The 14,528-nt window shown below is 48.1% G+C and carries 11 protein-coding genes and 2 pseudogenes; 5 read left to right on the top strand and 8 right to left on the bottom strand.

Features of this window, described 5'->3' with window-relative positions:
- Positions 1 to 19 precede the first annotated feature (19 nt).
- Positions 20 to 1,012 carry an agmatinase family protein gene (locus G519_RS41900; protein WP_244280026.1) on the top strand — a complete coding sequence of 331 codons (993 nt, stop codon included), beginning with the start codon at positions 20 to 22 and terminating at the stop codon, positions 1,010 to 1,012.
- Between the two features lie 103 nt (positions 1,013 to 1,115).
- Here the strand turns inward: G519_RS41900 and G519_RS0105770 are convergent, their stop codons facing one another.
- Positions 1,116 to 1,424, bottom strand: a complete 309-nt coding sequence (locus G519_RS0105770) for a hypothetical protein (RefSeq protein WP_029193875.1) — start codon at positions 1,422 to 1,424, stop codon at positions 1,116 to 1,118.
- 156 nt (positions 1,425 to 1,580) lie between these two features.
- On the opposite strand from G519_RS0105770, the gene G519_RS0105765 reads away from it, so the two are divergent.
- Entirely contained in the window at positions 1,581 to 2,480 is a 900-nt protein-coding gene (locus G519_RS0105765; protein ID WP_029193874.1) for an SDR family oxidoreductase, read from the top strand.
- 68 nt (positions 2,481 to 2,548) lie between these two features.
- On the opposite strand, the pseudogene G519_RS41895 reads toward G519_RS0105765, so the two are convergent.
- The 6 genes and pseudogenes from G519_RS41895 to G519_RS0105740 all read right to left on the bottom strand — a co-directional run.
- Positions 2,549 to 2,962: pseudogene (locus G519_RS41895) on the bottom strand (cupin domain-containing protein); the annotation flags it as partial.
- A complete protein-coding gene (locus G519_RS49950) occupies positions 2,911 to 3,051 on the bottom strand; it encodes a hypothetical protein (RefSeq protein ID WP_154669541.1) in 141 nt (46 codons plus the stop codon). The pseudogene G519_RS41895 and the gene G519_RS49950, both read right to left, overlap by 52 nt.
- 90 nt (positions 3,052 to 3,141) lie before the next feature.
- Positions 3,142 to 3,429 carry an apurinic/apyrimidinic endonuclease family protein gene (locus tag G519_RS0105755; protein ID WP_029193873.1) on the bottom strand — a complete coding sequence of 96 codons (288 nt, stop codon included), beginning with the start codon at positions 3,427 to 3,429 and terminating at the stop codon, positions 3,142 to 3,144.
- 32 nt (positions 3,430 to 3,461) lie between these two features.
- Positions 3,462 to 4,466 carry a proline racemase family protein gene (locus G519_RS0105750; RefSeq protein ID WP_029193872.1) on the bottom strand — a complete coding sequence of 335 codons (1,005 nt, stop codon included), beginning with the start codon at positions 4,464 to 4,466 and terminating at the stop codon, positions 3,462 to 3,464.
- A gap of 16 nt (positions 4,467 to 4,482) precedes the next feature.
- A complete protein-coding gene (locus tag G519_RS0105745; protein ID WP_029193871.1) occupies positions 4,483 to 5,505 on the bottom strand; it encodes a proline racemase family protein in 1,023 nt (340 codons plus the stop codon).
- On the bottom strand, positions 5,502 to 6,686 hold the full coding sequence (locus G519_RS0105740) for an NAD(P)/FAD-dependent oxidoreductase (RefSeq protein ID WP_029193870.1): 1,185 nt from the start codon (positions 6,684 to 6,686) through the stop codon (positions 5,502 to 5,504). The genes G519_RS0105745 and G519_RS0105740 overlap by 4 nt, the downstream gene beginning before the upstream one ends.
- A gap of 171 nt (positions 6,687 to 6,857) precedes the next feature.
- Between G519_RS0105740 and G519_RS0105735 the strand changes: the two genes are divergently transcribed.
- The 3 genes from G519_RS0105735 (at position 6,858) to G519_RS0105725 (ending at position 13,346) form a co-directional block, all read left to right on the top strand.
- Positions 6,858 to 8,615, top strand: a complete 1,758-nt coding sequence (locus G519_RS0105735) for a sigma-54 interaction domain-containing protein (RefSeq protein ID WP_029193869.1) — start codon at positions 6,858 to 6,860, stop codon at positions 8,613 to 8,615.
- Between the two features lie 338 nt (positions 8,616 to 8,953).
- On the top strand, positions 8,954 to 12,298 hold the full coding sequence (locus G519_RS0105730) for a GH36-type glycosyl hydrolase domain-containing protein (protein ID WP_029193868.1): 3,345 nt from the start codon (positions 8,954 to 8,956) through the stop codon (positions 12,296 to 12,298).
- Between the two features lie 82 nt (positions 12,299 to 12,380).
- A complete protein-coding gene (locus G519_RS0105725; RefSeq protein WP_029193867.1) occupies positions 12,381 to 13,346 on the top strand; it encodes a LacI family DNA-binding transcriptional regulator in 966 nt (321 codons plus the stop codon).
- A 56-nt stretch (positions 13,347 to 13,402) separates the two neighbouring features.
- On the opposite strand, the pseudogene G519_RS41890 reads toward G519_RS0105725, so the two are convergent.
- Positions 13,403 to 14,508: pseudogene (locus G519_RS41890) on the bottom strand (M24 family metallopeptidase).
- Between the last annotated feature and the right edge of the window lie 20 nt (positions 14,509 to 14,528).

Here is a 14,528-nt window from a genome sequence, read left to right as displayed (position 1 = left end):
TTCCAGATAGGAGGCATTCATGATGAATCAAATACCTTATATCCAGCGGCCTAGTCTCGTTTATACGCCCGGTCAAGGAGATCCTAACGTGACCCGGCTAAGCGATTGGATCACCGAATGGGACGGCGCCGAACGGTTTCACGCGGCTCTTATCGGGGCACCGCTTTCGAAGAGCTCAATCAGCTTCTCTGGCGCTCATATGCATCCGACCGTATTCCGCCAGTTGTTCAGCGCGTTCACGACTTATAACTTCGAAGACGATGTGGATTTGCTGCCGCTGCGCGTGCGCGACCTCGGCGACATCGTCATGCATACGACTGATATTCCGCAATGCCACCATCATATTGAACAAGCTTTCGACGAAGTGGCTAGACGGTTACCGACTGTCGTTCCGTGTTTGATCGGCGGCGACCATTCAATCACGTTTCCAGCGTTAACCGGCCTACAACGCGTTCGCGGAGAACGGATCGGGTTGATCCAATTCGACGCCCATCTCGATGTACGGGACACCGCTTCCGGGGGCAGATCGAACGGGACTCCCGTTCGCAGCCTTATGGAAACCGGAGTCTTGCGGGGCGAGGATGTCGTGACCATCGGCCTCCGCAGCTTCGCCAACTCCAAGCAGTACCGCACCTACGCCGAACAACAGGGTGTTACCCTCTATACGGCGAAGCAGGTCAGAGAACGCGGTATGCAGACGATTCTAGGAGAAGCAATCGCCAGGCTTAAGATGAACGTCGATGTGGTCTATGCGACGTTCGACATCGATGTACTCGATCAGTCGGATGTTCCTGGAGTACCGGCGATCGGACCGGGAGGCCTTTCTCCGCTCGACTTGTTTTATTGCGCAGAGGTTCTCGGCGCGTGGGACCGCGTCATCGCGATGGACATGGTTTGTGTGGACCCGAACCGTGATACGCGAGACCGGACGACACGGATTAGCATGCACGTGCTTTTATACTTTTTAACCGGATTGGCCAAGCGGCTCAAACTTACAGCGGGCCATGCTTGACGGAAGCAAATGCTTCACTATCGCCTTGCTCACCTTCTGTCGGAAGGAGCTGGCATGCAAAAAGACACCTGCGCGGTGTCTTTTTATCTATTTACTTATGTGTTTATAAATTCGCATAAGCTAAAAAGCCCAGCAAGGGCACGATCCAGAGCAGCGGGATGCAGTTCCAGATCAGCGCAGCCTTATACCTCCGGCGGGAAAAGAGAATCCATCCTGCAATTAGCGCGGCCAGAAGTCCTAACGGATAAATGACAATATAAGAAAAAATCAGCCAAGTCGTCACATCCCTTGCCGCATCAGGATGGTCGAACATCATGACCGACATTCCGGCGACAAACAGCCATACGATTACAAACAAGACGTACACGATTTGCGACACAATCAATGTCCAAAGCGTTTTTTTGCGATTCATCCGTTCTACCCCTTTTATGTTGGTATTTATTTCCTTACCTATATTTCGACATCATTTTCAAAACTCCTACAAGTTTTCCAGTAATCAGAACCTGATCAGAACCATACATGATCTGGGTGAATATCATGCTGTTGTAAAAATGAATGGAGGATGGCTATGTACCCGAAATATCCTTATTACAGTTATGAAACAAAGTGCGAAAATAAACCCGTTACCTTTCCGCCGCAGCATCAAGACAGACAACCAGGTTTGGAGTACTTAATGGTACCAGCACCTATATCAGACAATCCAGACTATGTTGGAAGCGGGAAATTACAAGGAAAGGTCGCTATTATTACGGGGGGAGACAGCGGGATCGGGAGAGCCGTGGCTATCGGCTTTGCCAAAGAGGGCGCGGATGTAGTTATTGCTTACCTTTACGAACATGAAGACGCTAATGCAACCGTGGAAATGGTATCGCGCTATGGCCGACGCTGCCTTCCGATTGCAGGGGACTTAAGAGACGAGGAGTTCTCCAATGAAATCGTGCGAAAAACATTGGAATTCTTCGGGAGAATCGATACTCTAGTGCTGAATCAAGGCGTTCAGTTTCCTCAAGAAAGCATCCTGAATATAAGTACCCAGCAGCTCGAGGATACGTTCCGAACGAATATTTTCCCGATGTTCTTTATGACCAAAGCCGCGCTTCCGTATTTGCAGCCAGGAAGCTCGATCATCAGCACGGCCTCTGTTACTGCATACGCGGGGGCGCCGTTGCTTGTAGATTACTCATCGACCAAAGGGGCAATCGTATCGTTCACCCGTTCGCTTTCGCTTCAGCTAGTGAAACAAGGAATCCGGGTGAATGCGGTAGCTCCGGGCCCGATTTGGACCCCGTTAATCGTTTCCAGTTACTCCGCAGAATACGTAAAAACATTCGGTACAGAGACACCGATGAAACGTGCCGGTCAGCCGTTCGAGCTTGCTCCGACCTACATCTACTTGGCATCGGATGATTCCTCTTTTGTTACCGGACAGGTACTGCATGTAAATGGCGGCGTAATGACTGAGACTTGAAAATGGCAGGTGGGCATGCTCGTGTGCAGCATGCCTTTTTCGCAAATATAACTTCGCCCATTTCGCCCTTACTTGGGGTAATAGGAAAATCCAGGATATTTGACAACTGGCCATTTCTCTTTGCGAAGCGCATCCAATAATTCGGGTCCAACATGCAAATTGTTTCTAACCAGGTCGTGAGGGGTAAGCGCCATCCATTGATTCAATGATATGTCAACAAATCGGTCACTCTTGAACATTTCTAGAAACCATAACGGTTGATTACCGGTATTTTGAATATAGTGACCCGTAGCAAATGGTACATAGCCAACATCACCCGCTCTATAATCAAATGTTCGGGCTATCCCATTACCATCAAATACCGTCATGCGCCCTTGTCCGGTAAGGTAATACTGCCACTCGTCGTTATTCGGATGCCAATGCAGTTCTCTCATAGCACCTGGTTCAACCTCCACAAGCGCTGCTGCGATCGTTTTTGATAGGATTGTTGTGTATAGGTATCATGAAGTGCACCCGATTCGCTTTGTTGAGCCGCCATATATGGATTAGATACCGGCGGCATAAATTCCATGGCAATGCACCCTTGGTAACCGATCTCCTGCAAAGTTCAAATACATCCTCAAAGTTGGTTTGGCCTAAACCAGCCGCTTCTCTCGTGTTGTCAGCGATATGGACATGAGCCAGATATGGAGCTATGTTCATATTGAACGGCATGACTCCGTATTTCTGCATTAGGACTAGAGAGATCGCGATCCATTCTATAGATTCCACATATGGAGGTGCATGCCAAACCGTACTTGCTTAATAGTGATTGAACAGCGCTCAGGTCCATTTTATCCGGTTCACCTGCAAGCTCCACTCCGTCATAACCGTACTTTTTCAATCGAACTAGACTCGTTTCCAAATCTTCGGTTCCGTAAATCCATTGGGTTACGCTATATGTATACATTTGCGCTTCATCCTCCTTAGTCCCCCTGCTCATTAACCCAAAAGGAAACCTTCCCCGAGCGGATCAGAGGGGTCAACAATAAACTGGTGTGTCCCCGTGATGAAAGCTCTACCTTGGATAAGAGGGATGATAGCTTCATATTCATCCACTTTCACCGTTTCCATGATGCGTCCCGTAAACTGGCTATCTACAATGCTTTCGTGTACAAAGTTTTGACCTATCTCTAACTCGCCACGGGCATGCAAGGCTGCCATACGGGCACAAGTTCCCGTTCCGCAAGGCGAACGGTCAATTTGCGCATCGGCGAATATCGTCACATTGCGCAAATGCGAGCCTTCCTTCTGGGGAGAATCGGAAACAATCACACCATAAATGCCCTGCAGCTGCGGCTCTAAGGGATGGCTAACCGTCATATGGCTCTCGATATAGGCTTTAATCACAGAGCCCCACTCTTGGAGTATTGATAACTCAGCAATGTCAACAGAGATGCCAAGGTCCTCTGCTTGGACGATCGCATAGAAGGCGCCGCCAAAAGCGATGTCTATCGTGAAAGATTTGCCTAGAGCCTCTACTCGCACATCTTGAGCGAAAACGAACGATGGAACGTTCAGGAACGAAACTGACTTCACCTCTGTGCCTTCACATTCGGCTTTCGCAATCACTTTACCGGCCGGAGTATCTATGATGATCTGAGAGCGTTCCTCGGCTGCGGGAAGAAAGCCCATTTCGATGGCAGCCGTTACCACTGCAATGATACCGTGCCCGCACATCGTGCTGAATCCTTCGTTATGCATAAAGAGTACGCCGAAATCGGCATCTGGACTTACTGGCGATGTGATTACACAACCGTACATCCCATGATGCCCTCGAGGTTCAAACATGAGAACTTTCCGAATGTAATCATAGTGTTCGCGAAAGTAGTGCCTTCTCGCAAGCATGGTAACGCCTTTTAAAGGTGGAATCCCCCCTGTAATAATACGCAAAGGCTCTCCTCCTGTATGCGCATCAATCGTTGTATAATACTGCTTCAGTTCCATTGCTTAGCCTTCTTTCTTAGTGATCTTCTGCAGGCGGAATCAATAAAAATCCCTCATTAAGCTCATCGTCCTCGTGCATAAAAAATGTGTGCATCCCCGTCATCCAAGCCGAACCTTCGATTCTGGTCACCACAGCCGGGAAGCGACCTACCTGTGTCGTGCCGACGACCCTGGCGCGGAACAGCGAACCAACAATACTCTCGTGTACAAACTCCTCGTTCATGCGAATTTCCCCTTTGGCGAACATCACCGCAAGCTTAGCCGATGTTCCTGTGCCACAAGGAGAGCGGTCAATTCCGCCAGGAGGAACGATCACGGTATTTTTCACATGGGCGTCCGGATGCGTCGGGTCTGTATAAAATTCAACGTGAGTTAATCCCCTTATATACGGAGCCTCCGGATGCACCACGTTGACAGATTGGTTAATCGCTTTGCGCAAGTTTACGGCCATTTTCACAATGGTATCTGCGTTGGATGGCGTAATCTCAAGCCCCAGCACCCGGGCATCCGTGATCGCGTAAAAGTTGCCGCCATATGCGATGTCACAGTAGACGCTTCCAAGTCCTTCCACTTCTATCTTTACATGCTTATACAAAAATGCGGGTACATTTTGAAAGGCTACTTTTTGCACCTTCCCGTTCTGCACCGTAAGCTCTGCTTCAACTAATCCCGCAGGTGTATCGAGCTTCAAATACGTCGTGGGCTCTGTGACGGGGATCATTCCGGTCTCGACCAATGCCGTACAAACGCCTATGGTGTCATGGCCGCACATCGGCAAATAACCGCCGGTTTCAATATAGATCACACCGATATCCGCCTCCGGATGGCAAGGTTCCACGAGTAGAGCGCCTGACATGACGCCATGTCCTCTTGGTTCGTACATTAATATTTTTCGGATCCAATCATACTCCGTTTTCATATGCAGCATTTTTTCCGACATCGTTGACCCTACCAACTTGGGAAGTCCACTGATCACCGTTCTCGTAGGATTTCCGCCGGTATGCGTATCTACAGTTGTAAACACTTTTTTGCTCTTCACGCAGGGTCCACCCTTTCCTGAAATCTCTCAAACTTTAACGGATCGGTTGAAATGATCGTCTCAGACTGCTCCGTTATGATTTGGCTCATCAGTTTCCCTGTCACCGCAGCTAAGCTGATGCCGTCTCCTTCATGGCCTGCCGCGATATAATAGCCTGGCACCTCATGGACTGCAGAAACGATCGGCAAATGATCTTTCGTCCAGGGCCTTAACCCGGTGTAAGTGCGAATGATTTGAAAATCTCCGATTTTGGGATAAAAACGAAGCGTTCTTCTCGCCATACAACGGACAACTTCCATATTCACATGGGTATCAAAACCGACAAACTCCCGGCTGCTGCCAATCAAAAAGTTTTGGCTTTCCGTAGGTTCGAATACCAGTGCAACGCCGTATTTTTCCGTGAGCGGATCGACTTTCCGCCGACCGCCGAATTTGGAGATCAAATAACCGAACTCCATCACTTTCCGCAAGCCGACAGGGACTTGGCGCGAAGCAACGATCAGATGCCCTTTCCGGGGCACGATCGGGATATCCAAGCCGACCATGCGGCCGATATGCGGAGCCCATACACCTGCTGCATTCACGATTTTTTTAGCAGTAAAATCTCCCCGATTCGTCCTGATCTTGAAATTTCCTGTAACATGATCTTTGTTAATGGAAGTAACTTCCGTTTTCAAACAGACACGGGTACCATATTTTTTTTGAGCATCATCAAATAAGGAGTAAGTAAGCAGATAAGGATTGACGGTTGAATCCGTGCCGCACTCGAATCCGCCGTGAAGATCGTCGGCAAGGAACGGAGACTCTTGGCGAATGTCCTGCCGGTCCAGCATCCGAAACGGAAGGCCTAACGCCTTCTGCCGATTCACCCACAACTGCGCCGCCTCCATTTCTTCCTCCGTTTCACAGACGAGAATGCTGCCTGGCGCCCTATATTCGAACGGACATGCCAATTCCCGGCTCAGTTCATCAATGATCTGTTGACTAACCAGCGACATTTGACTATCAAAGCCTGGATCTTTATCGATAGCCAAAATGTTGCCATCGCAACGAGATGACGTACCGCTCGCCACTTCCCCTTTCTCAAGCACGGTTACGTCCAACCCTTGTTTACTCAAAAAATAAGCAATGGCTGAACCGACGATTCCACCTCCAATAATGACAACTTCCGCATGATTCACACCCATAGACATATTCCCTTTCCAACATGTAGATTCATCACTCATACATTTTATATAAGCAATTTTCATGCCAAATTATAGAGCCGCATGTGTCTAAAAAAATTTACACTTATTCACATGAGGCGTATAATTTTAACAAAAAAGCTACCCATATAAGGCGAGGTCATGACAATGAAGCACAAAGCCCCTATCCTAGACGATTTGATTCGGAACAATTATTGTTTCATAGAAAAAGACGGAGACGTGGAAGCACGGTTTGCGCAATATACATCCTCCTTGCAGCCGAATCAAAAAACGGTTCTTTTTTATAAAGACGGCTTGCAGCTTTATTATTATGTCGGAGAACGCCCAGTTAACGGGCTGAGCTTGATGAATGTGCCTTGGCAAACCGCCGTATCCATCTCTCAAAAGACGCCGATAGACGCTGTCATCCCGCTATTTCACGAAACCGATTACATCCTTGTGCAAAATGCTGACAACCAGCCGATCGGTTATGTGACCGCTGCCGATATGCTTACTGCCTTTCATCAAGCGCACCAAATTTTGGAAGCTTATTTCGAGTCGATGATCGCCACGATGGATGCCTCCATCTCCATGATTGATGATCAAGAACGAACGGTCGTGTGGACCAAGGGGGCTGAGCGAATCTTTTCTATCAAAGCCGAAGACATTCTTAACCAATCAATGGCCGATTATTTTCCTGCTGACATGCTGCAAATCTTAAAAACCCATAAAACCGGCGATTCTGTATTTCGTAAGCTTCACCAACCGCGACCCGATTTATATGTCTTGATTAACTCGAACCCTATTCGCCTAAATGGGCAAATCATCGGCTCTGTCGTTGCAGAAACTGACATTACCAGTGAGGTCAGGTTGAATCAAGAGCTATTCAACGCCAATTCCAAGGTCCATCAACTGCAGCAGCAAATGGCCCAGTTTCAACCATCGACCGATCCATTCAGCTCAATCAAAGGGACGAGCAGCGCCATTAAGCGAACGATAGACATGTGCAAAAAAGTTGGCACAACCAAAGCAACGGTTCTCATTCTCGGTGAAACCGGTGTAGGCAAGGAGCTATTCGCCAAAGCCATCCATGACGTGCGAGAAAAATCAGACGCTCCGTTTATCGCGATCAACTGCGGTGCCATTTCTCCTTCCTTATTCGAAAGCGAATTGTTCGGATATGAAAAAGGCGCCTTTTCTGGAGCTGACAGCAATGGCAAAAAGGGAAAAATACAACTTGCGACGGGCGGCACCTTATTTTTGGATGAAATTGGTGAAATGCCGCTCGATATGCAGGTCAAGCTTCTGCGTGTGCTGCAGGAGAGAACCTATTACGCCGTAGGCGGAACCAAGCAGTTGAAGGCCGATTTTCGAATCATTGCCGCCACAAATCGCGATTTGAACGCTCAAGTCAAAAACGGGTCGTTCCGAGAAGACCTTTACTACCGCTTGAATGTGGTTACGATTGACATTCCCGCGCTTCGCGAGAGAAAAGAAGATATCATCGAACTGACGCATTGTTTCTTGAATGAATTCTCAATTAGCTATAACCGACTCATTCAGCATATCCCGCAAGAGGTCTTATTGGATCTGTTTCACTACAGTTGGCCCGGCAATATACGAGAATTGCGGAACACGATTGAACGATTGGTCGTTTTTGCTGCGGACGGATCGGTGAAAAGAGATGACCTGCCGCTGTCCATCTATGCCAGTACTACCAGTAAACATAAGGATGGTCCTCCTCTCCAAGAGGAAATTCCGAATGTGATCCAAACCTTGCAGGTGGAGTTGGAAGTACATGAGAAACAGATCATTATCAAAGCTTTGGAACTGGAAAAAGGCAATAAGTTGGCGGCGGCCAAAAGGCTCGGTCTGTCACGCGCAACACTGTACAACAAGATGAACAAGCTGGGTTTTGCCGAATAAATCGATCAAATTGATAAAGATGGCTCCTGTATTCGGTATTCGCAGGGAGTCATCTTTTTTTGCTTCTTTCGGGTAACCGTTCAACCATGGGCTCAGGCTGTCTTTTTGTTTACGCTTCGACATAATAGAAACGTTTCGATTCAATTTGTAATTTCGATAAAAACACGATGATAAACGCATTTTTGTGAATGGAAGTGGTCATATAGGTAATTTCATCGTTATTTAATTGTTTGTTGACTCCAAAACTAATGCTATTTATAATGGTTTAATACCAATAGAAACGTTTCGATTTACAATTTTCCACCTAAATAGTTCGAATAAGAAAGAGAGTGAAGGACATGACAAGACCTAATGATACAGACTTTAGCATCCGAAATGGAGCGTTGGCGTTCACTTTTATGAACAGCGGGGATATCAGGAAGATTACCTACAATCAGACGATGATCAATCAGCTGATAACTAACCCCATTGACGGTTCAATGAACAATATTTATTTGCGTATCCACCGGGAATCATCGATATCCTTTGTACCGCTGCTTGGCATCCGTTCTGCAAGTCGAATCAGTCGCACTGACAGCCAGATCTCTTGGAAGGGTCATGTTGATGAGCTTGAATATGAGGTCATATTTACTCTCACTCCTCAATTGATCTGGTTCTGGGACGTACGGGTCCATGGTCATGGAGCGGACATCGATGTTGTCTATGGGCAAGATGTGGGCATTGCGGATCAAGGTGCTGTTCGATCAAATGAAGCCTATCTGTCTCAATATATGGATCATTCCGTTTTTCATGACCCTGTCATAGGCTGGGTCGTCTGTTCTCGTCAAAATATGCCGCAGCAGGGACAATTCCCGTACTTGCAGCAGGGTTCTTTAACCAATGCAGCGGAATACGCAACGGACGGGTTCCAATTCTTCGGTTTATCCTATAAGGCAACGAACAAGCCTGAGGCGTTGACTAAGGCCAAGCTGGCTAGCGAGATCTATCAATATGAATTCGCTTATACAGCTTTACAATCAAAGCGTGTGACAGTCGATGGAATGGCGCGATTTGTTTTTTACGGTCTGTTCAAACCTCACCATCCGGATGCAGTTGTAAGCTTGGCCTACAAGGATGAAGTGCAGGAAGCATGGACATATGCGGAGACACTGGATACAAAGTGGGATGAATATCTGGATTCGGTCAGTCTTCAGCCCAGAATCGGCGATCCTCTACAGGTTGAATCTATGACAATGGAGGAGATCGGGCGCGACTTTCCTAGCCGTCATCAAGAAGAGTGGGATAACGGGGTTCTGCTGTCTTTCTTCACAGAGGGGCACGAGCATGTGGTATTAAAGGAGAAAGAGCTGCTCGTGGAGCGTCCGCATGGACATATCCTCATGACAGGGGATAACGCTCGCATGAACGAACAAGTGCTTACTACCACATCCTATATGTACGGCATATTTAACTCGCAGCTCGTGGTGGGAAATACATCCTCCAACAAGATGCTGACCAATGCCCGCAATGCGCTGAATGTGCTGAAGACGTCAGGTCAAAGGATTTTTGTTGAGATGCACGGCGAATTCCGGATGCTCACGATGCCATCGATGTACGAGATTGGCTTTAACTATGCACGTTGGACCTACAAAACGGCTGAAGACACGATTGTCGTCACGAACCTCACAGCAATGGACACGCCGGAGGTTCATCTGATTGTACAATCCGTAAGCGGAAAACCTTACCGCTATGTAATTACGAATCAAGTATCCATGAATAACAATGAATACGGAGTGCCATTCCTCATGGAACGTGAAGGCGATGTTCTGGTGTTCCGTTCGTGCGAAGGTTCAGATAACGCTGGAACCCTTCCAGACCTGTGTTACCGTATGAAGCTTACAGGAGCGGATGTGACCGTGACCGACGAAACAGCTCTAGCCGATCATGCTGATTCGGGATCCTCTTCGCTCGTTGTGCTCGAATTAAGTGCTAGCTCGGAATGGAGCCTGACGGTTCAAGGACTTATTCGCAGCGGCGAGCTGCCGTTCGAGAGGCCGAATACGGCTCTAGAAATAGAGCGATACCGCGAGTATTTTAGAAAAGTAATGAATGGCTTCCAATTATCGCACAGCGGTGAAGCGACGGAATCGCTAAATAAGGTTAATGCTCTTGCCTGGTGGTACACCCATAATATGCTGGTCCATTATTCCGTGCCGCACGGGCTGGAGCAATACGGCGGAGCGGCTTGGGGCACGCGAGACGTATGCCAAGGGCCTACGGAATACTTCATGGCAACGCAGAAATACGATCAAGTGCGCGAAATTATAAAAACCGTATATGCCCATCAGTATGAGGATGACGGGAACTGGCCGCAATGGTTTATGTTCGATCAATATTACCGCATCCAACAAGAAGAAAGCCATGGCGACATCATTGTATGGCCGCTTAAGGTCATCGCCGATTATATCTCGGCTACGTACGATTACAGCATTCTTCAGGAACGAATTCCTTATACGGAGCGGGAAGGCTTCGAGTTCACTGAGGAATGCTCCACCCTGCTTGAGCATGTGCAGAAGCAATTGACGTACATGAAGAATCATTTTCTTCACGATACTCATTTGTCCGCTTATGGCGACGGGGACTGGGACGATACGCTCCAGCCAGCCAATGCGCAGCTCAAGCAATATATGATCAGCAGCTGGACGGTAGCCTTGACTTATCAAGTGCTGAATCAATTATCCACTGCTTTAGCGGATGAATACCAAGAGCTGTCAGCGGAGCTGCATGAACTGGCAGCTGGCATTCAAGCCGACTTCCATCGATATATGCTGCAGAAGGATGTCATTCCCGGCTTCGTCTATATGGAGAAACCGGGGGAAGCGGAGCTTATGCTTCACCCGACCGATACGAAGACGGGCATTCAATATCGCCTGCTGCCGATGACGCGCAGCATGATCGCCGAGCTGCTGACTGAAGAGCAGGCTGAATCGCATTACCGGCTTATCAAGCAGGAGCTATACTGCCCTGATGGCGTCCGCTTGATGAACCGCCCGGCACGATATGCCGGCGGCGTAAGTACGCACTTCAAACGTGCGGAGCAAGCGGCGAACTTTGGCCGTGAAATCGGACTGCAGTATGTGCACGCTCATATCCGCTTCGTGGAGGCAATGGCGAAGCTCGGCAAGGTGGACGAGGCTTGGCAGGGTCTTGCCATGATTAATCCGATCGGCTTACGGGAAGTGGTGCCGAACGCTGAATTGCGCCAAAGCAATGCCTACTTCAGCAGCTCAGACGGGAAATTTAATACCCGTTATGATGCTGGGGAACGATTCCAAGAGCTGTTCGAAGGAACAGTTCCGGTCAAAGGCGGCTGGAGAATCTACTCCAGCGGACCAGGAATCTACATGAACCAGCTCATATCCAACTGTCTCGGCATTCGCCAAGACGGAGGAGATCTGATCATTGATCCCGTGCTTCCGCATGAAATGGATGGGCTTCATTTCGAATTTGCCTGGAATAATCGCGCCGTAAGATTCGAATATCATATCAACGGGTCATTGGAATCCCGTATCGAGATTAATGGCCATGTCGCAGAGACCGAAGTCATGCCAAACCGTTATCGCCATGGCGGAACAAGAGTGCGGCACGAGCAATTGGAGATTTTGTTAAACGGTGAAGATAATGTTATTGCGATTTACATCTAATGGAATCAGCGATCTTTCGGCGGCACCGATAAATTGGTATAGTAAAGGGAAATGATGCATCGATCGTTAGGGGCGAATTATTGTGGTTAGTATTAAAGATATCGCTAAAAAAGCGGGGGTCTCGATCTCCACGGTATCCTATGCGTTAAACGGGAACCCCAAAGTGACGAAGGAAACGAGCAGCCGAATATTGGCCGTGGCCAAGGAATTAAATTACATGCCGAATGCAGCTGCCAGATCTCTGAAAAAGCGGGAAACTAAGATTATCGGGGCTTTTCTTACGGATTTTAACGGAGCATTCTACGGGGAACTGCTGCAGGGGATCAAAGAAGTATTGAATAAAAAGGGTTATGACTTAATCGTATGCAGCGGCGCGCAATCCCACCGTCTGCTGCCAGAACGGAATATTGACGGCGCCATTGTGCTCGACTCTTCTTTCTCCAGCGATGAGCTGCTTCAATATGCGGAGCTTGGACATAAGCTGGTTGTGCTCGACCGTGAGCTGAACCATTCGAATGTGAATCAAGTACTGCTCGATAATAAAGCGGGGGCCGCGTTAGCTATGGAGTATCTGATTGAAAAAGGGCACCGTAAAATCTATGTCATAACGGGGCCTGAAGCCTCGTTTGACTCGATGCAGCGCCTTCAAGCAGTCCGTCAGGTCGTGGAGCGTCATCAGCCAATTGCTTATACGCAGATTCAAGGCGACTTTAACAAGTCGGCCGGCGAAGAAGCCGCCGAGCGAATCATTCAGGAATACACGGAACCTGTCGCTGTCTTCTGCTTGAACGATGAGATGGCGATCGGCTTATACAATGCCGTCAAGGAATCCGAGTATAGGATAGGCACGCACATTCATATTATCGGTTTCGATAATATTGAGTTGACACAGTATACGGAGCCCCGTCTTGCGACGATTGATTACTCGAAGCGAAAATGGGGAGCATTGGCCTCCGAACAGCTATTAAAACTGATTGCGGATGAAGAGATCGACCACGAACGTATCTATGTGACTCTAGTCAAAGGTGATTCTGTACATGCGGTATGAAGAAGAGGTTGCCCCTTAGTCATCAATGACTTCTGGGACAACCTCTTTTTGCGATTTTACAATCTGCGCAATTGCTTTGGATAGTGGGTCAACACTTCGACCTGACCGTTTGGCTGCACGTACACATCGTCCTCGATTCGAACGCCGCCAAGCGACGGCAAGTATATGCCCGGTTCAATCGTGAATACATGTCCCGGCTCAATGAGCATCTCGTTTTCACCATTAATTGAAGGATCTTCATGCACATCCAGACCTAAGCCGTGACCGATCCGATTATTGAAATAAGCGCCATATCCCTTCGCTGCTATGACACCTCGCCCCGTTTGATCAATGATTCCGTATGGCGTGCCCACTTTGACCGCCTGAATGGCTGCCAGATTCGCGGCTAACACCGTTTCATAAATCGTTTCCTGCTCTTTGGTTCCTTCCCCAACTAAAAACTTCGGGTAATATCTGAGCAAAACCCGCCCGCATAAACACCAAAATCGAAGAGCAAAAAATCATTCTCCTGGATCGAATAAGCGCCTGGTTTGCCGTGAGGCAAGGATGACCTTTTTCCAGTCAAAATGATCGATTCGAATGACGGCTTATCGCCTCCGAACATCCTCATTTTATACTCCAGTTCAGCTGCAAGCTCCTGTTCCATCATGCCCACTTTAACTTTTTGCACAGTGCTTTCAAGCACTTTTTCGGCAATATCAACCGCCCGGTGGATGCTGACAAGATCTTCTTCGGACTTAATCAGCCGCTCTTGTATAATAAATGGTTCGATATCCGTACAATGCACATCGGGAAACAACGCCTGCAGCTGCTCTACCCTGTAAAGGCTGATCGCTTTCTTTTCCAACCCCAACGTGGCGATGCGAGTTCTACCCACTTTGTCTTTCAATAGAGCGTAAGGATTCTCGCTGTCCGAACAAGGGATCAAATCGCGAACAAATGAATGCTGCTGCGCAGCTTCCAAATCCAAGCCGGGAACAATCATGCTTTCACGGGCGCTGCCCATGTCGACGATAAGCGCCATGAATCGCTCATGCGGATTCGAATGGAACCCGGTAAAAAAATAAATATTCGTTGGATTCGTAATCAAGGCGATATCAATTTGCTTTTTCTCCAAGTAATCACGCAGTTTGTGCAATCTCAATTCATAAATGGAACTCATACCTATACCCTCCCGTTTTC

Source organism: Paenibacillus alginolyticus DSM 5050 = NBRC 15375, from assembly GCF_000422905.1.
Taxonomy (GTDB): Bacteria; Bacillota; Bacilli; order Paenibacillales; family NBRC-103111; genus Paenibacillus_E; species Paenibacillus_E alginolyticus.
This window is presented reverse-complemented; position numbering and strand designations above follow the sequence as displayed.

Bases quoted from the DNA above. Each gene is read 5' to 3' on its own strand.
- G519_RS49950 (WP_154669541.1), bottom strand. From the start codon at position 3,051: ATGGAATTTATGCCGCCGGTATCTAATCCATATATGGCGGCTCAACAA.
- G519_RS0105730 (WP_029193868.1), top strand. From the start codon at position 8,954: ATGACAAGACCTAATGATACAGACTTTAGCATCCGAAATGGAGCGTTG.
- G519_RS0105765 (WP_029193874.1), top strand. From the start codon at position 1,581: ATGTACCCGAAATATCCTTATTACAGTTATGAAACAAAGTGCGAAAAT.
- G519_RS0105735 (WP_029193869.1), top strand. From the start codon at position 6,858: ATGAAGCACAAAGCCCCTATCCTAGACGATTTGATTCGGAACAATTAT.
- G519_RS0105770 (WP_029193875.1), bottom strand. From the start codon at position 1,424: ATGAATCGCAAAAAAACGCTTTGGACATTGATTGTGTCGCAAATCGTG.
- G519_RS0105755 (WP_029193873.1), bottom strand. From the start codon at position 3,429: ATGTATACATATAGCGTAACCCAATGGATTTACGGAACCGAAGATTTG.
- G519_RS0105750 (WP_029193872.1), bottom strand. From the start codon at position 4,466: ATGGAACTGAAGCAGTATTATACAACGATTGATGCGCATACAGGAGGA.
- G519_RS41900 (WP_244280026.1), top strand. From the start codon at position 20: ATGATGAATCAAATACCTTATATCCAGCGGCCTAGTCTCGTTTATACG.